At 72.2% G+C, this 17130-nt stretch carries 15 protein-coding genes and 1 pseudogene; 15 read left to right on the top strand and 1 reads right to left on the bottom strand.

Features of this window, described 5'->3' with window-relative positions:
- Window positions 1-233 precede the first annotated feature (233 nt).
- The 3 genes from rpsA to coaE all read left to right on the top strand — a co-directional run bounded on the left by rpsA (window position 234) and on the right by coaE (window position 3137).
- Complete coding sequence (rpsA, locus tag ABZ234_RS29200) at window positions 234-1730, top strand: 30S ribosomal protein S1 (RefSeq protein ID WP_267945743.1); 1497 nt, start codon at window positions 234-236, stop codon at window positions 1728-1730.
- A 239-nt stretch (window positions 1731-1969) separates the two neighbouring features.
- On the top strand, window positions 1970-2473 hold the full coding sequence (locus ABZ234_RS29195; protein ID WP_344184732.1) for a GNAT family N-acetyltransferase: 504 nt from the start codon (window positions 1970-1972) through the stop codon (window positions 2471-2473).
- A gap of 64 nt (window positions 2474-2537) precedes the next feature.
- Complete coding sequence (gene coaE, locus ABZ234_RS29190; protein WP_355014145.1) at window positions 2538-3137, top strand: dephospho-CoA kinase; 600 nt, start codon at window positions 2538-2540, stop codon at window positions 3135-3137.
- Between the two features lie 158 nt (window positions 3138-3295).
- On the opposite strand, the gene ABZ234_RS29185 is transcribed toward coaE, so the two are convergent.
- Window positions 3296-4411, bottom strand: coding sequence for a hypothetical protein (locus ABZ234_RS29185; RefSeq protein WP_355014144.1), 1116 nt, complete (start codon window positions 4409-4411; stop codon window positions 3296-3298).
- A gap of 160 nt (window positions 4412-4571) precedes the next feature.
- Here ABZ234_RS29185 and uvrB point away from each other — a divergent pair, with 160 nt between their 5' ends.
- From uvrB to ABZ234_RS29125, 12 genes and pseudogenes are all read left to right on the top strand, one after another.
- A complete protein-coding gene (uvrB, locus tag ABZ234_RS29180; protein WP_355014143.1) occupies window positions 4572-6668 on the top strand; it encodes an excinuclease ABC subunit UvrB in 2097 nt (698 codons plus the stop codon).
- Window positions 6669-6860: 192 nt separating this feature from the next.
- Window positions 6861-7319 (top strand): DUF3060 domain-containing protein, encoded by a 459-nt coding sequence (locus ABZ234_RS29175; protein ID WP_267945738.1) that lies wholly within the window; start codon window positions 6861-6863, stop codon window positions 7317-7319.
- A gap of 381 nt (window positions 7320-7700) precedes the next feature.
- A complete protein-coding gene (locus ABZ234_RS29170; RefSeq protein ID WP_267945737.1) occupies window positions 7701-8696 on the top strand; it encodes a GNAT family N-acetyltransferase in 996 nt (331 codons plus the stop codon).
- Window positions 8697-8793: 97 nt separating this feature from the next.
- Complete coding sequence (locus ABZ234_RS29165; RefSeq protein WP_355014142.1) at window positions 8794-9717, top strand: hydroxymethylglutaryl-CoA lyase; 924 nt, start codon at window positions 8794-8796, stop codon at window positions 9715-9717.
- 446 nt (window positions 9718-10163) lie between these two features.
- On the top strand, window positions 10164-11804 hold the full coding sequence (locus ABZ234_RS29160) for a CTP synthase (RefSeq protein WP_267945735.1): 1641 nt from the start codon (window positions 10164-10166) through the stop codon (window positions 11802-11804).
- A 40-nt stretch (window positions 11805-11844) separates the two neighbouring features.
- On the top strand, window positions 11845-12513 hold the full coding sequence (locus tag ABZ234_RS29155; RefSeq protein ID WP_267945734.1) for an NUDIX hydrolase: 669 nt from the start codon (window positions 11845-11847) through the stop codon (window positions 12511-12513).
- Window positions 12514-12564: 51 nt separating this feature from the next.
- Entirely contained in the window at window positions 12565-13587 is a 1023-nt protein-coding gene (locus ABZ234_RS29150; protein ID WP_355014141.1) for a site-specific tyrosine recombinase XerD, read from the top strand.
- A 251-nt stretch (window positions 13588-13838) separates the two neighbouring features.
- Window positions 13839-14798 carry a ParA family protein gene (locus ABZ234_RS29145; RefSeq protein WP_267945732.1) on the top strand — a complete coding sequence of 320 codons (960 nt, stop codon included), beginning with the start codon at window positions 13839-13841 and terminating at the stop codon, window positions 14796-14798.
- Window positions 14795-15178 (top strand): hypothetical protein, encoded by a 384-nt coding sequence (locus ABZ234_RS29140; RefSeq protein ID WP_267945731.1) that lies wholly within the window; start codon window positions 14795-14797, stop codon window positions 15176-15178. Before ABZ234_RS29145 ends, ABZ234_RS29140 begins: the two co-directional genes overlap by 4 nt.
- Window positions 15179-15309: 131 nt before the next feature.
- The gene (locus tag ABZ234_RS29135; protein ID WP_267945730.1) at window positions 15310-16155 is read left to right on the top strand and encodes a segregation/condensation protein A; all 846 of its coding nucleotides are present in this window, start codon (window positions 15310-15312) and stop codon (window positions 16153-16155) included.
- On the top strand, window positions 16152-16742 hold the full coding sequence (gene scpB / locus ABZ234_RS29130) for an SMC-Scp complex subunit ScpB (RefSeq protein WP_267945729.1): 591 nt from the start codon (window positions 16152-16154) through the stop codon (window positions 16740-16742). The genes ABZ234_RS29135 and scpB overlap by 4 nt, the downstream gene beginning before the upstream one ends.
- Window positions 16729-17130, top strand: a pseudogene (locus ABZ234_RS29125) (pseudouridine synthase); the annotation flags it as partial. The gene scpB and the pseudogene ABZ234_RS29125, both read left to right, overlap by 14 nt.

The raw sequence follows: 17130 nt of genomic DNA, 5'->3' as shown, positions 1-17130 counted from the left end.
TCTCATATTCTGGCGGGACCGTTGTGGGTTCGTGCGGGCGGCTGCTGTCTCCGAGCAGGGGGCAGAGGTGTCGCACCGCTCCGGTCACCACTCTGGAACCAGGCGGCTGGTGTACACCGACGGATCAGGTTCCGTCGTGACCCTGCTTTCTGCGTCTGGATGACGGATCGACGGGCTCGAACCCGCGGCATGCCCATTTTCTGAATCTGTCCGTATCCGGAGTCCACCCACAAATGACGAGCAGCACCGAGGCCACCTCGACACCCCAGGTAGCGGTCAACGACATCGGGTCCGAGGAAGCCTTCCTCGCGGCGATCGACGAGACCATCAAGTACTTCAACGACGGTGACATTGTCGAGGGCACCATCGTGAAGGTCGATCGAGACGAGGTCTTGCTCGACATCGGCTACAAGACCGAGGGTGTGATCCCCTCCCGGGAACTGTCGATCAAGCACGACGTCGACCCCGGTGAGGTCGTTGCTGTCGGCGACCAGGTCGAAGCCCTCGTTCTCCAGAAGGAGGACAAGGAAGGTCGACTGATCCTGTCCAAGAAGCGCGCCCAGTACGAGCGCGCCTGGGGCACGATCGAGAAGATCAAGGAGGAGGACGGCGTCGTCACCGGCACCGTCATCGAGGTCGTCAAGGGCGGTCTCATCCTCGACATCGGCCTGCGCGGCTTCCTCCCGGCGTCCCTCGTCGAGATGCGCCGTGTGCGCGACCTGCAGCCGTACGTCGGCCGCGAGCTCGAGGCGAAGATCATCGAGCTGGACAAGAACCGCAACAACGTGGTCCTGTCCCGTCGCGCCTGGCTGGAGCAGACCCAGTCCGAGGTCCGCCAGACGTTCCTCAACACGCTCCAGAAGGGGCAGATCCGCAAGGGCGTCGTCTCCTCGATCGTCAACTTCGGTGCGTTCGTGGACCTGGGCGGCGTCGACGGCCTGGTGCACGTCTCCGAGCTGTCCTGGAAGCACATCGACCACCCCAGCGAGGTTGTCGAGGTCGGCCAGGAGGTCACCGTCGAGGTTCTCGACGTGGACATGGAGCGCGAGCGCGTCTCCCTGTCGCTCAAGGCGACCCAGGAAGACCCGTGGCAGCAGTTCGCCCGGACCCACCAGATCGGCCAGGTCGTCCCCGGCAAGGTCACCAAGCTGGTTCCGTTCGGTGCGTTCGTGCGCGTCGAGGAGGGCATCGAGGGCCTGGTCCACATCTCCGAGCTGGCCGAGCGCCACGTCGAGGTGCCGGAGCAGGTCGTCCAGGTCGGCACCGAGATCTTCGTCAAGATCATCGACATCGACCTCGACCGCCGTCGCATCAGCCTCTCGCTGAAGCAGGCCAACGAGAGCGTCTCCCCGGACCAGGTGGACTTCGACCCCACCCTGTACGGCATGGCGGCCGACTACGACGAGCAGGGCAACTACAAGTACCCCGAGGGCTTCGACGCGGACTCCGGCGAGTGGCTGGAGGGCTTCGAGGCTCAGCGGGACGAGTGGGAGCGCAGCTACGCCGAGGCGCAGGCCCGCTTCGAGGCGCACCGCAAGCAGGTCGAGGAGGCCCGTGCGGCCGAGGCCGACGCTGCGAACGCGCCCGCCCCGGAGGAAGAGGACGACTACACGGACGGTGGCGCCCCGAGCGCCGGCTCGTCCGGTTCGGAATCCTCCAGCAGCGGCGCCCTGGCCTCTGACGAGGCCCTGGCCGCGCTCCGCGAGAAGCTCGCGGGCGGCGAGGCCTAAGCAGGAGGTCCCGCAGAGGATCACCTGACAGCCGCGAAGGGCCGTCCCCCACCAGGGGGGCGGCCCTTCGTCGTGTCCGCGCGGGGGTAGGGGCCGGGCCCGCGTCGACGGCGACCGCGTCGCTTCCGCGCCCGCCCGCCCCGGGGCGCGCCGGTTCCGCGCGGACGGCCACGTAGCCGGACCCCGCCGGGCTAGGGTCGGTGGAGTGCCCCGGCCGGCGGGGCGCGTGAGGAGACGACGTGTTCGACATCCACCCGGCCACCCCCGCGGACGCGGGTGAGGTCTTCACCCTCCAGCGGGCGGCGTTCGTCGACGAGGCGCAGGCCCACGGCGACCCGTTCGTGCTCCCGCTCACCGAGGGCCTGGACCGCATCGCCAGGGTGCTCGCGCAGCCGGACGCCCTGGTCCTCAAGGCCGTGGAGGGCCCACGGATCGTCGGCGCGGTCCGTGCGGCGGTCGCGGGGACCAACGCCGTCGTGGGGCGCCTGGCGGTCGCCCCCGACCGGCGCCGCCTCGGCATCGGGCGGGCGCTGCTCACCCGGGTGGAGGAGGAGTTGTCGGTCCGCCACCCCGGGCTGACCTCCCTCACCCTGTCCACCGGCGCCCAGGGCGCCGGTGAGCAGCGCCTGTACCGGGAGCGCGGGTACGCGGAGACGTCGCGGGAGCGTGTGGCCGACCACCTGGTCATGGTGCACATGCGCAAGGAGGTCGTTCCTGCGGTGCGCTCCGGGGCCGCGGGGTGAGGTCCCGCACGGTCGGGGCGGGGCGCCCGCACCGGGCCGGGGCCGGCCGTCTAGGGTTCGGGACATGCTGAAAGTGGGACTGACCGGAGGGATCGGCTCGGGCAAGAGCACGGTCTCGTCCGCGCTGGCCGCCTACGGGGCGGCCGTCGTCGACGCCGACGCGATCGCCAGGGAGGTGGTCGAGCCGGGGACGCCGGGGCTGGACGCCGTCGTCGCGGAGTTCGGCGAGGGGGTGCTGGCCCCGGGGGGCGGGCTGGACCGTCCGAGGCTGGGCGAGGTCGTCTTCGCCGACGCGGACAGGCTCGCCGCGCTGAACGCCATCGTGCACCCGCTGGTCGCCCGGCGCAGCGCGGAGCTGATGGAGGAGGCGGTGGCCGCAGGGGTGGAGGTCGTCGTCTACGACGTCCCCCTGCTGGTGGAGAACGGCCTGGGGCCCCTCTACGACGTGGTCGTGGTGGTGGACGCCCCCGACGAGGCTCGGGTGGAGCGGGTCGTGCGGAGCCGGGGCGTGCCGCGTGAGCAGGTGTGGGCGCGGATCCGGGCGCAGGCGGACCGGGACGCCCGGCTGGCCGCCGCCGACCTGGTGGTCGACAACTCCGGGACCCCGCAGGAGTTGCGGGAGCGGGTCGCCCGCCTGTGGGAGGACCTCCTGGCCCGGGCCTGAGCGCTCCCCGCGGTGTCCCGTACCGGGCGCGTGCCGCGTCCTCCCCTGTGCCGCGTCCTCCCGCGCGGGGCTCCGGCCGCGGCGGCCCGGGGCAGGAGGGGCGCTGCGGCGTCCGCCACGGTTCCCGGTCGTGCGGGCCCGCGGTCGGGGCGCCGGGCTCACCGGGGTGCTCCGCCCTCCCCGCCGCCCCGGTGGAGCGCCTCGGTCAGGGAGGATCCGGCGTCGACGGCCTCGCGCACCAGCTCCTCGCGGACGCGGCGGGCGGCCTCGACGCCGAGCAGGCTGTCGTCGAGTTCCTCGGTGTGCATCGTGTCCCTGGAGGAGGACAGCGCGAGTTCGGCGTAGTCCCCGGCCCGGTCGGCGATGGCCTGGCACTGCTCCCATTCGCGGTGCGCGGTGACGGCCGCGTGGACGCGCTCGCCGTAGTCGGCCAGGACGCCGACGCGGTCGGCGATCGCCCGGTGGGCGCGTTCGACCGCCTCCTCGTGGGGTGCGAGCGCCCGCGTGACCTGTGGTGAGACGGCCTCGCGCGTGCGCTGCACCAGTTCCCTGCGCAGGGAGCGCAGCCGCAGCAGCTCCTGGGACAGCCGCCACTCCTCCTCCCGCAGGAGGGGGAGGGTGTGGCCGGCCTCGAACGAGTCGCCGAGCACGTCGGCGGCCTCCTCCACACGGTCCGTCGCCTGTTGGGCCCGGGCGAACAGGTGGGCCTCCGGCTCCTCGCGGCGGGTGGCGTAGCTGTAGGGGCGGCCGAAGTCCTCGGGCAGGACGTAGCGGTCGTGGTGTTCGGCGGCCAGGCGGGTCACCATGCCGGGGCGCATGACGGCGCCGGCGCCTCCCGCGGCCGCGGCCAGGTAGAGGGCGGCGGTGGCGGGGTCGCCGGGCACGGGCAGGTCCAGCGGTCCGAGGGCCCGGTCCAGGGGCAGGCGGGCGAGGAGCACCCCGGCCGCGGACGCGGGCAGCGCCCAGAAGGAGTGCACGACCAGGTCGGCCCAGTCGTCGGAGAAGGAGCCCTTGAGGGAGACCAGGGCCAGGACGGTGACCGTGGCGCCCAGGCAGAGCAGGGCGAGGAGCGCGGGCCCGAGCGCGGGGACGAGGAGGGCGGCGACGGCCAGGGAGGCGCCCCCCGTGGCGGTGAGGAGGGCGAGCTGCCTCCAGGTGGGCCGCCCGGGCGGGCCGGCGGAGGCGGGGAGGAGCTTCTCGGGGCGGGCCCTCATGCGCGCGAGCGCGCGCGGTGGGAGGCCGGGGTCGAAAGTGGGTCTGGAGGGGTGGGACACGGCTGGCACCTCGTCTCGGGGCGCTGGGCGCTGGCTCCGATGGTAGTCTCCGGCGTCCCGGACGCCCAGGGATGTCCTGGGCTGTCTGTAGCGTTAGGTGTGAGGGGACATGGGGCGGCTCGGGGGCGCCCCGCAGGCAGGAGCGGGAGAAGAGGGCGACGTGCGACCGGTCAGCGGCATCAAGCGCAGTGAGGCACCGTTCGAGGTCATCTCGGACATGACACCGGCGGGGGACCAGCCCGGGGCGATCGCGGAGATCACCAGGAGGGTGCGCGAGGGGGACCCGCACACGGTCCTGCTCGGTGCGACCGGTACGGGCAAGACGGCGACGGTGGCGTGGACGGTGGAGCAGCTCCAGCGGCCGACCCTGGTGATGCAGCCCAACAAGACCCTGGCGGCGCAGTTCGCCAACGAGCTCCGGCAGATGCTGCCCGACAACGCGGTCGAGTACTTCGTCTCGTACTACGACTACTACCAGCCCGAGGCCTACGTCCCGCAGAGCGACACCTACATCGAGAAGGACTCCTCGATCAACGACGAGGTGGAGCGCCTGCGCCACTCGGCGACCAACTCGCTGCTCACCCGCAGGGACACGATCGTGGTGGCGTCGGTCTCGTGCATCTACGGTCTGGGGACACCGCAGGAGTACGTGGACCGGATGGCGCAGCTGTCGGTGGGCATGGAGGTCGACCGCGACCAGCTGCTGCGCCGCCTGGTGGAGATGCAGTACTCGCGCAACGACACCGCGTTCACGCGCGGCACGTTCCGGGTGCGCGGCGACACCGTCGAGATCATCCCGGTGTACGAGGAGCTGGCGATCCGCATCGAGATGTTCGGTGACGAGGTCGAGCGCCTGCTGACGCTGCACCCGCTCACCGGCGAGGTGCTGGGGGAGAGCCAGGAGATGTTCATCTTCCCGGCCTCGCACTACGTGGCCGGTGAGGAGCGCACCGAGCGGGCGATCGCGTCGATCGAGGCCGAGCTGGCCGAGCGGCTGGCCGAGCTGGAGGGGCAGGGCAAGCTGCTGGAGGCGCAGCGCCTGCGCATGCGCACCACCCACGACCTGGAGATGATGCGGCAGCTGGGCACCTGCTCGGGCATCGAGAACTACTCACGGCACTTCGACGGCCGCGAGCCGGGGAGCGCCCCCAACACCCTCCTGGACTACTTCCCCGAGGACTTCCTGCTGGTGCTGGACGAGTCGCACGTGACCGTCCCGCAGATCGGCGCGATGTACGAGGGCGACGCCGCGCGCAAGCGCACGCTGGTCGACCACGGTTTCCGGCTCCCGTCGGCCATGGACAACAGGCCGCTCAAGTGGGAGGAGTTCACCGGGCGGATCGGGCAGAGCGTCTACCTGTCGGCGACCCCGGGCCGCTACGAGCTGCGCCAGAGCGGCGGCGACGTGGTGGAGCAGGTGATCCGCCCGACGGGCCTGGTGGACCCGCAGGTGCTGGTCAAGCCCACGGAGGGGCAGATCGACGACCTGGTCCACGAGATCCGGGTGCGGGCCGAGCGCCAGGAGCGGGTGCTGGTGACCACCCTGACGAAGAAGATGGCGGAGGACCTCACCGACTACTTCGCGGAGCTGGGCATCCGGGTGCGGTACCTGCACAGCGAGGTGGACACGCTGCGCCGGGTGGAGCTGCTGAGGGAGCTGCGGGTCGGCGAGTTCGACGTGCTGGTGGGCATCAACCTGCTGCGTGAGGGCCTGGACCTGCCCGAGGTGTCGCTGGTGGCGATCCTGGACGCGGACAAGGAGGGCTTCCTGCGTTCGGAGACCTCGCTGATCCAGACCATCGGCCGCGCGGCGCGCAACGTCGCGGGCCAGGTGCACATGTACGCGGACAACGTGACGGACTCGATGAGGGCCGCCCTGGACGAGACCGACCGCCGTCGGGAGAAGCAGCTGGCGTACAACGCCGAGCACGGGATCGACCCGACCCCGCTGCGCAAGCAGATCGCCGATATCCTGGACTCGCTGAACCGGGAGGACGTGGACACCGAGCAGCTCATGGCCACGGGGTACCGCGGCGGCGGCCCCCAGGGCGCCAAGGCCCCCGTGCCGGCGCTGGGCGAGCGTGCGGACGTGTCGGCGATGCCGCGTGCCGAGCTGGCCGGGCTGATCGAGCAGCTGGGCGCGCAGATGCACCAGGCCGCCGCCGACCTGCACTTCGAGCTCGCGGCCCGGCTGCGGGACGAGATCGGTGAGCTGAAGAGGGAGCTTCGTGGGATGGACGCGGCCGGTGTGAAGTAGGGGGAGGGTGCGTCCGGCCCCTGCCGGGCGGGGCGTGCGGCCTCGGCGGTCCCCGCGCGGGGCCGTACGCGGCGTCTCGGGCGAGGCACGTTTCGAGAACGATGAGGTCGCACAGTTACCTCCGCGTGACATACTCTTGGCCTTACGCAGGACGTATGTCGTGATTGCCGTGTATTCGGCTGTGGGGGACGCATGAGGGTTCGGTATCTGGTGGGCGCGGGCGGTGCGCTGGTGTCCGCTTCGCTGGCCACCGTCCTGCTCACCGGTTGTGGGACGGCCTTCGGGCAGGACGAGTCGGACGAGCCCGCGGTGCCCCCGACCCCCGAGGAGGCGGCCCACGAGGCCGCGGTCCCCGAGCACAACGTCATCAACGAGGACGTCCTCATCATCGTGGACGACGGAGCCGAGGTCAGCGAGGAGTGCGGGGACCGCGAGGTCGTCGTCACCGCCGACGACGCCGTCGTGGTCCTGGACGGCGACTGCGGGCTGGTGCGCGCCACGGGCCGGGGGTCGACCGTGGACGTGGGCTCCGCCGACAAGATCGTGCTGGTCGGGGTGGACAACACCGTCTCCTTCGCCTCCGGCGACCCCGAGGTCATCAACCACGGCCGCAACACCACCGTCACCGAGGGCGGCTCGGCCGACGGGTGACCCGCGGACGCGGAGAGGCGCGCGCCGCTCCCCGGCCGCGGACCGTCGACGGAGCGGGACGATTCCGTGTCGCTGCGTTGACCGCCCCGGCATCCGAGAGTGACCTTCCATCCGTTACCGTGGTGCGCGTCCACAACGCCCCGGACGGGGGCGGGCGGACGAAAGTTTCGGACGGGCGCGGCCGCGGGGAGTGAATTTTCGGCGGCTGTTCACTGTTCGGTTCTCCCGTTCGGTTCTGAGGCGGTACGGTCGTTTCGTTCCGCCCGCGGTGAATCCGGTCCCGTCGGGGCGGCACGACGGCCACGGACGGCGCCGCGCACCGTCCGGCCGACCGGTCAGGGGACGCGCGCTCGGCGCGGGGATCCGCTAGGGGAGGGGTGGATGAGCGGTTATGTCGCACGGGTGCGGCACGACGAGTCGCCCGGAGGCGACGTCGGCCTGGACCCGTTGGTGCGGTCGGCCGCGCAGCGCTGGGCCGCATCGGACCCGCTGCTGCCCGAACCCGTCAGCTTCGCCCCGGGTTCCTACCCGCTCCTGACCGTCAGCGACGAGGACGGCCGCACGGTCGCGGCGGGCACCATGCACTACACCTGGTACCAGCCCGGCGAGGTCGGCCGGATCTGGGGCGTGCCCGACCAGCACTGGCTCACGCCCATCGTCGGGGGGCCCGACCCCGGCCGAGCCCTGGACTCCCTGCTGACCAGCTGGCGCGACCAGTTGGAGGACCTGCCGACGGGCACCGGCTCGGAGTCGGCGGCGCTGGTGAGCTGGCCCGCCCGCGACGTGTGCGGCATCATCCCGCTCCAGCGCCACGGCCTCCAGCCCTACACGGTCCTGGCCGCCCGCAAGCGGCGGCGCGGGGTCCCCCCGTCGCTGCCCCCGCGCGACGTGACGATCCGGCTGGCCGACCGCAGCGACCTCACCCAGGTGGTGGGGCTGCTGATGGAGGAGCACCGGTACGAGCAGAACTTCGGCGGTGTGTTCCTGCAACCGGACACCGCCGAGCAGACCCGGGAGGTGGCGGCGCGGGCGCTGAACCGCTCGCGTTCGTGGATCTGGCTGGCGGAGCGCCGCGGCCGTGCCGTCGGACTGCTGTGGGTGTCGCCGCCGGAGCGCTCGCGGTGGGCCAAGCCCCTGGTGAACGCCCGGCCGATCGCGCACATCGGTTACGGGGTGGTGATCGCCGACGAGCGCGGCAACGGGATCGGCACCGCCCTGGTCGGCCAGGCGCACCAGGCCCTGGACAGCCACGGCGTGGGCGTCTCGGTGCTGAACTACGCGGCGATGAACCCGCTGTCCGGGCCGTTCTGGCACCGGATGGGGTACCGCCCGGTGTGGACGACCTGGGAGGTCCGTCCGGCGCTCGCCCTGCGCTGACCGGCGGGGAGGCGCCGGCCACCCCGGTTCCGGGACCGCGGGCGGGGCTCCACTAGCCTGGGCGCAGAACGCGACGGGGCGTGGAGAGGCGGGGACGATGACCAGGCACGACCGTGGGCCCGAGGGTGCGGAGCACGTCGAGATCGTCGAGGTGGGGCCGCGTGACGGCCTCCAGAACGAGGCGACGACGCTGTCGGTCGAGGAGCGGATCGAGATGATCGACCGCGCCGTGGACGCCGGGGCCCGCCGGATCGAGGCGGTCAGCTTCGTCAACCCCAAGCGCGTCCCGCAGATGGCCGGGGCCGAGGAGATCATGGCGGGCGTCCGGCGCGCGCCGGGGGTCTCCCACATCGGGCTGGTGCTCAACCGGCGCGGGCTGGACCGCGCGGTGGCCGCCGGGGTGTCGGAGGTCAACGTGGCGGTGCCCGCCACGGACGGGTTCTGCGTCCGCAACCAGGGGTGCACGGTGGAGGAGATGCTGGACGCCCTGGCCGGTATCGACGCCGCGCTGGCGGGGACGGGGATCCCGCTGAGCGTGACCGTCTCGACCGCGTTCGGGTGCCCGTTCGACGGCGAGGTCGGGCCGGAGCGGGTGGTGGAGGTCGTCCGCCGGATCGCCGACACCGCCGCCGTGGAGATCGCCCTGGCCGACACGATCGGCGTGGGGGTGCCGGGTCAGGTGAGGGACCTGCTGGGCCGGGTCGCCGAGGTCGCCGGCGGCCGAGCCCTGCGCTGCCACTTCCACAACACCCGCAACACGGGTTACGCGAACGCGCTCGCGGCCGTGGAGGAGGGCGTGCGCGTGCTCGACTCCAGCGTGGGCGGGTTCGGAGGGTGCCCGTTCGCGCCCGCGGCGACCGGCAACATCGCCACCGAGGACCTGCTGTACATGCTGCACCGCAGCGGCCTGCACACGGGCGTGAGCCTGTCGGACGCCGCCGCGCTGGGGGAGTGGACGGGTGGGCGGCTGGGCAAGCAGCCGCCCGCCTACCTGGGGCGCGCCGGCGGGTTCCCGGCCTGACCCGCACTCCCGTCCCCGGAGCCGCGTGCGGGGGCGTGCGGACCCGCACGCGGCGCGCCCCCACCGGGGACGGGCCCGTGCCGGGCGCCGTGGCCCCGGTCGCCCCCGGGTGTGTTGTTCGTCGCCGTGAGGGTCGCGCGGGCCGTCGCCCGAGCGTCCGTCCTGGCCGGGTTCGGATGATTTTTCCGGCCCGGCCGCGGGGTCCGCGGAGGGTGTGACGTGCCGCGAAGCCCCTTCCCCACGGGGAAAGCACGCTGGTCGGGCCGGGGAACACCCGTGCGGTGCGCGGTGTTCCCAGGTGAGTGCAGACGGGGGGCCTGTTATCCTGGTGCCCCGTGGAGTCCGGCGGCCTGAGCGAAGATCCCAACGCCCGCGACCGGACCGCCGCACGGCCGCTCAGCTCGTCCCGAGCCCGCCGTAGCCACTCAACCCACGGGAGCAACACTTTGGCATCCGCCGCGAGTACCAAGCACCTTTTCGTTACTGGCGGCGTCGCCTCCAGTCTTGGCAAGGGCCTCACCGCCTCCAGCCTGGGACGACTCCTGAAGTCGCGCGGTCTGCGGGTCACCATGCAGAAGCTGGACCCCTACCTCAACGTCGACCCGGGGACCATGAACCCCTTCCAGCACGGCGAGGTCTTCGTCACCGACGACGGGGCCGAGACCGACCTGGACGTCGGCCACTACGAGCGCTTCCTGGACGTGGACCTGGCCGCGACGGCCAACGTCACCACCGGCCAGATCTACTCCAGCGTCATCGCCAAGGAGCGCCAGGGCGCCTACCTCGGCGACACCGTGCAGGTCATCCCGCACATCACCAACGAGATCAAGGCGCGCATCTACGCGATGGACGCCCCCGACGTCGACATCGTCATCACCGAGATCGGCGGCACGGTGGGCGACATCGAGTCGCAGCCCTTCCTGGAGGCGGTCCGCCAGATCCGCCACGAGATCGGCCGGGAGAACTGCTTCTTCCTCCACGTCTCCCTCATCCCCTTCCTGGGCCCCGCCAAGGAGATGAAGACCAAGCCCACCCAGCACTCGGTCGCCGCGCTGCGCAGCATCGGCATCCAGCCCGACGCGATCGTGTGCCGCTCGGACCGGCCCATCACGCAGAGCCTCAAGTCCAAGATCAGCCTCATGTGCGACGTGGACGAGGCCGGCGTGGTCTCCACCCCCGACGCCCCCTCCATCTACGACATCCCCAAGGTGCTGCACCGCGAGGGCCTGGACGCCTACGTCGTCCGCCGCCTGGGCATGCCCTTCCGGGACGTGGACTGGACCGAGTGGGACGAGCTGCTGCGCCGTGTCCACCAGCCCGGCCACGAGGTCACCATCGCGCTGGTCGGCAAGTACATCGACCTGCCCGACGCCTACCTGTCGGTCAGCGAGGCACTGCGCGCGGGCGGGTTCGCCACCGACACCCGCGTCAACCTGCGCTGGGTCGCCAGCGACAACTGCGCCAGCCCGTCGGGCGCGGCCTCCGAGCTCGACGGCGCCGACGGCGTGCTCATCCCCGGCGGCTTCGGCGTGCGCGGCATCGAGGGCAAGCTCGGCGCGATCCGGTACGCCCGTGAGAACGGCGTTCCGCTGCTCGGCATCTGCCTGGGCCTCCAGGCGATGGTCATCGAGTACGCGCGCAACGTGCTGGGGCTGGAGGGGGCCAACAGCACCGAGTTCGACGACAAGGCGGTCGACCCGGTCATCGCGACGATGGCCGACCAGACCGACGTCGTGGCCGGAGAGCGCGACATGGGCGGCACCATGCGGCTGGGCCTGTACCCGGCCGACCTGGGCGAGGGCACCGTGGTCCGCGAGCTCTACGACGGCACCGCGCAGGCCTCCGAGCGCCACCGCCACCGCTTCGAGGTCAACAACGCGTACCGCTCCCGGCTGGAGGAGGCGGGTCTGGTGTTCTCCGGGCTCTCCCCTGATGGCAAGCTGGTGGAGTACGTCGAACTGCCCCGGGACGCGCACCCGTTCTTCGTCGCGACGCAGGCGCACCCGGAGCTGCGTTCCCGCCCGACCAAGGCCAATCCGCTCTTCAGCGGGCTGATCGCGGCGGCTCTGGAGCACAAGGTCTCCTGACCGCCGGACCGGGTGGGGCACGATCCTGAGAGGCGATCCCATGCCCAGTGACACCCACCCGGCCGAGAACGAGACCACGGGGGCGGACGCGAAGGTCGCGGACGCCCCCGAGTCGTGGCCGGTGGACCGGTCGGAGGTGCGCTACCGCAGTGCCAGGGTCACCATGCGCACCGACTGGGTGGAGATGCCCGGCGCCGGGGGCGTGGGTACCACGGTCGCGGGGCGCGACTACATGCAGCACCCGGGGGCGGCCGCCGTCCTGGCCCTGGACGACGACGGCCGGGTGCTGCTGCTGCGCCAGTACCGGCACCCCGCCCGGCACACCCTGTGGGAGCTGCCCGCCGGCATGATCGACGTGGAGGGCGAGGGCCCGCTGCCCACGGCCCGGCGGGAACTGGTCGAGGAGGCGGGCCTGCGCGCCGAGCGGTGGTACGGGCTCCCCGACTTCTTCCCCAGCCCCGGGTTCTCCGACGAGCGCATCCACGTGTTCATGGCCCGGGGCCTGTCCGAGGTCCCGGCCGAGGAGATCGACTTCGTGCGCGAGCACGAGGAGACCGACCTGGCCGCGGAGTGGGTCCCGCTGGAGGACGCGGTGCGCCTGGTCATGGAGGGGCGCCTGCACAACGGTCCGACCGTGATCGGGATCCTGGCCGCGCACGCCGCCTCCGCCGACGGCTTCGCGTCCCTGCGCGAACTCCCCGCCGGCTGACCCGTGGGCGACCAACCGGCCGCCGCGCCGGCGGGAGACCCAGGGGGCCCCGTGCCGCAGGGGAGGGGGGCGCGCCCCGGCGCGGGCGGCGACCCCGCGGACGCCGGGCCGCTGGCACAGGTGTGCGCGGCGTTCCTGGACCACCTCAGCGCCGAGCGCGCACTGGCCGCGAACACCCTGTTGGCGTACCGCCGCGACCTGCGAAGGTACTCCGAGTACCTGGCCTCCGCCGGGGTCGCCTCCCCGGAGGGCGTCGGACCCGCCCACGTGGGCGGGTTCCTGCGTGCGCTGCGGGAGGGCGGGGAGGGGCGTCCGCCGCTCGGCGCGGCGTCGGCCGGGCGGGCCCTGGCCGCGGTGCGCGGTCTGCACCGGTTCGCCGTGCGCGAGGGGTGGGCCGGGAGCGACCCCGCGGCGGAGGTGTCCCCGCCGACCCCGCCGATGCGGCTTCCCAAGGCGGTGCCGCTGGACACGGTGGAGCGCATCCTGGCCGCGGCGGGCCCGGCCGACGGTGTCCCGGCCCCGCCCGCCGGGGACCGCTCCGCGCTGCTCGCCCTGCGCGACCGCGCCCTGCTGGAGGTCCTGTACGGGACGGGCGCGCGCATCTCCGAGGCGGTCGGGCTGGACGTGGACGACGTCGCCGACGCGGTCGGCGGGGACGAGGCGGTCGGCCTGGTGCGGTTCCGCGGCAAGGGCGGCAGGGAGCGCGTGGTCCCCCTGGGCTCCTACGCCCGGCGGGCGCTGTCCGCGTACCTGGTGCGGGCCCGCCCCTCCCTGGCCTCCTCGGGCCGGGGCGGGCCGGCCCTGTTCCTCAACGCCCGCGGGGGGAGGCTGACCCGTCAGGGCGGCTGGGGGGTGCTGGCGGCCGTCGCGGAGCGCGCCGGGGCCGGGGGTGTCTCACCGCACACCCTGCGGCACTCCTTCGCCACGCACCTGCTCGACGGGGGCGCCGATATCCGCGTCGTACAGGAGTTACTGGGGCACAGTTCGGTCACCACCACGCAGATCTACACACTTGTGACGGTGGAGCGTTTGCGTGAGGTGTATGCCTCGAGTCATCCGCGTGCACGGCGCTGACGTGGCGCTATGTCGACGAAAAGGCCTGTCCGGCGGGCGAAGTGGAACAACGGGCCTGCCCGGCCCGATTTCCCCCGGAGGCGAAGGCGTGGGATTCTACCCATGCGTTTCGTTGAAGTGCGCCGTGTCGGCGATCTAGAGTCGCCGCACAGAGGTACGTTGCTGTCGACATATTGAGTTTCCGACGGCCGCCGGGCGCAGGGGGTGTGGCACCTTCGGGCCCGGTCGGCCCGTAGGGGAGGTCAAGGGTTGTGAACTGGGCGGAGGACGACGTGGCTGCGCATACCGCACCCGTCGGCGAGAGGGAACTCGCCGACCCGGTGACCAACCCCTGGGGGACGACACGCAACACGGGGGCCGACCTGCACAGCAAGAGACCGGAACGCAAGTATCCGGAGCCAGAGCCGCTGGACGAACACGGCCCGGCACGGATTGTAGCACTCTGTAACCAAAAGGGCGGGGTCGGAAAGACCACCACCACCATCAACCTCGGTGCGGCCATCGCCGAGTACGGCAGACGGGTCCTGCTGGTCGACTTCGACCCGCAGGGGGCCCTGTCGGTCGGACTGGGCCGGCTCGACCCGCGCGAGCTGGACCTGACCGTCTACAACCTGCTCATGCAGCGGGACGTGACGGTCGAGGACGTCCTGCTCAAGACGGACGTCGACGGACTGGACCTGATCCCGAGCAACATCGACCTGTCGGCGGCCGAGGTGCAGCTGGTGGGCGAGGTGGCGCGCGAGCAGATGCTCGGCCGCGCGCTGCGCCCGGTGATCAACGACTACGACGTCGTGCTGATCGACTGCCAGCCCTCGCTGGGGCTGCTCACCGTCAACGCCCTCACCGCGGCGGACGGCGTCATCGTGCCGCTGGAGTGCGAGTTCTTCGCGCTGCGCGGTGTGGCGCTGCTCATGGACACGATCCAGAAGGTCCAGGAGCGGCTCAACGAGGACCTCGTCATCGACGGGTTCCTGGGCACCATGTACGACCCGCGCACGCTCCACGCGCGCGAGGTGCTGTCCACGATCATCGACGGGTTCGGCGACAAGGTCTACGGCACGGTCATCAACCGCACCGTGCGCTTCCCGGACGCCACCGTGGCGGGCGAGCCCATCACCAGGTTCGACTCGACCTCGGCCGGGGCCAACGCCTATCGGGACCTGGCCAAGGAGGTGCTGGCGAGGTGGCCTCTCAGCGGTCACGGCGCGTGACCCTACCCGGGGCGGACGAGCTGTTCTTCCGCCCCAGCGGCACCGAGGAGGTGCCGGAAGAGACCGAACGCCAGCACACGGCACCGGAGCAGGGCAGAAGGAACGAGACGCCGCGTCGCACGTCGGGGGGCACGTCCGGCACCAAGGTGCTCGGAGCTCCCAAGCCGAGCGGGCGGCAGCGCCACGACGAGAAGATCACCGTCTACATCTCCGGGCCCGAGCTGCTGGCCCTGGAGCAGACCCGGCTCTCGCTGAGGGCGGAGCACGGACTGTCGGCCGACAGGGGCCGCCTGGTCCGTGAGGCCGTCGCGGTGCTGTTGGCCGACTTCGAGGAGAACGGCCAGGCCAGCATGCTGGTACGCCGTCTGACCGAGGGCTGAGCGGCGGCCGGGACGCGTACCGGTACCGGAGGGGGTGCCGGTTCGACGACGGAAAGGGTGCGGGTGTCACCGGTGGGGTCCGGCCGGTGACACCCTTGTTCGCATGAGTGAGACGACGTGGGGTCGCGGCCATGGCGGCTGAGCGGAGCCCGGTGGACACCTCCGAGGTGGACGAGAACGCCTTCCAGGTGCACCTGGAGAACTTCGAGGGGCCCTTCGACCTGCTCCTGGGGCTGATCTCCAAGCACAAGCTGGACATCACCGAGGTGTCCCTGTCGAAGGTCACCGACGAGTTCATCGCGCACATCCGCACGTTCGGCGACGACTGGGACCTGGACCAGGCCAGCAACTTCCTGCTGGTCGCGGCGACGCTCCTGGACCTGAAGGCGGCCCGCCTGCTGCCGCGCGGCGACGTCGAGGACGAGGCCGACCTGGCCCTGCTGGAGGCCCGCGACCTGCTGTTCGCCCGGCTGCTCCAGTACCGGGCGTACAAGGAGGTCGCCTCGTTCATGCGCGACCGGCTGGCCTCCCAGGGGCGCCGCTACGCGCGCGCCGTCCCCCTGGAGGAGCAGTTCGCGGCGCTCAGGCCCGAGGTGATCTTCCGGCTGGGCCCGCAGGAGTTCGCGGCACTGGCGGGACTGGTGTTCACGCCCAGGGAAGCGCCGAGCGTGCCCGTCACCCACATCCACCAGACCAAGACCTCCGTCAAGGAGCAGGGCGAGCTGATGGTCGCCGAACTGCGCGAGCACGGTCGGTTGACGTTCGCCGAGCTCACGGCCGCCTGCACCGGTACCTTCGAGGTCATCGCCCGGTTCCTGGCCCTGCTGGAGCTGTACCGGGCGTCCAGTGTGGGCTTCGACCAGCCCGAGCCCCTGGGGGAGCTGCTGGTCACCTGGACCGGTGGTGAGGGCGAGGTCGAGCTGGAGAGCGAGTACGACGGGACGGACGCGGTGGAACCGGGGGAGGAGCGGAAGTGACCTGCGAGGACACGATCGGGGTGGGCGGGGCCGAGGCCCCGCCCACCCTGCGGCGCGACCTGGAGGCTGTGCTCATGGTGGTCGACCAGCCCGTGTCGGAGTACGAACTGGCGAAGGCGTTGGACGTCCCCGTCACGGTCGTCTCCGCGGCACTGGAGGACCTCTCCCGGGAATACACCGAGCAGGGGCGGGGTTTCGACCTGAGGGCGGTGGCCGACGGGTGGCGTGTGTACACGCGCCCCGAATGCGCCGACGTCGTCGAGCACTTCCTCCGGGAGGGGCAGGAGGTGCGGCTCACACAGGCCGCACTGGAGACGATGGCGGTGGTGGCCTACCGGCAGCCGGTCTCCCGTGGCAGGGTCTCCGCAGTACGCGGTGTCAACTGTGACGGAGTTATGCGTACCCTCGTACTGAGGGGCCTGATCGAAGAGGCCGGACACGACGCAGAGTCCGGTGCGCAGCTGTATCGGACCACCTCCTATTTCCTGGAACGGTTGGGCCTGCGAGGCCTCGACGAGCTGCCTGATCTGGCGCCGTTCCTCCCCGACGACATCGAAGGTCTAGACGACACCGGTGAGCACACCTAATGAAAGTTCCCGCGGTGCGCGGGACGACGCCCCGCGCGGTGAGCGCGGCGACTACGACAACCGCGGTGGCCACGGCCGCCGCGACGACCGCCCCCGAGGCGGTCAGCGTGACGAGCGCGGCCCGCGGGGCCGCGACGACCGGCGCCCCCACGGCGACCGCGACAGCCGCTCCGGCGGCCACCGCGGCGGCCGTGACGACAACCGCTCCGGCGGCTACCAGGGCGACCGCGGTGGTTACCGCGGCGGCCAGGGTTCGGGGGACCGCCGCTCCTTCGGCGGGGACCGCGACAGCCGGGGCGGCGACCGGGGCGGTTTCCGCGGCGGGCGCGAGGACCGCGCCGGCCAGGGTTCGGGCGAGCGCCGCTCCTTCGGCGGCGGCCGCGACGAC

The sequence above is a fragment of the Nocardiopsis sp. NPDC006198 genome, from assembly GCF_040613895.1.
Lineage (GTDB): Bacteria > Actinomycetota > Actinomycetes > Streptosporangiales > Streptosporangiaceae > Nocardiopsis > Nocardiopsis tropica.
Note: the sequence above shows the minus strand (reverse complement) of the source record. Positions and strands in the feature narration are given on the sequence as shown.

Bases quoted from the DNA above. Each gene is read 5' to 3' on its own strand.
- rpsA (WP_267945743.1), top strand. From the start codon at position 234: ATGACGAGCAGCACCGAGGCCACCTCGACACCCCAGGTAGCGGTCAAC.
- coaE (WP_355014145.1), top strand. From the start codon at position 2,538: ATGCTGAAAGTGGGACTGACCGGAGGGATCGGCTCGGGCAAGAGCACG.
- ABZ234_RS29175 (WP_267945738.1), top strand. From the start codon at position 6,861: ATGAGGGTTCGGTATCTGGTGGGCGCGGGCGGTGCGCTGGTGTCCGCT.
- ABZ234_RS29170 (WP_267945737.1), top strand. From the start codon at position 7,701: ATGAGCGGTTATGTCGCACGGGTGCGGCACGACGAGTCGCCCGGAGGC.
- ABZ234_RS29165 (WP_355014142.1), top strand. From the start codon at position 8,794: ATGACCAGGCACGACCGTGGGCCCGAGGGTGCGGAGCACGTCGAGATC.
- ABZ234_RS29155 (WP_267945734.1), top strand. From the start codon at position 11,845: ATGCCCAGTGACACCCACCCGGCCGAGAACGAGACCACGGGGGCGGAC.
- ABZ234_RS29135 (WP_267945730.1), top strand. From the start codon at position 15,310: ATGGCGGCTGAGCGGAGCCCGGTGGACACCTCCGAGGTGGACGAGAAC.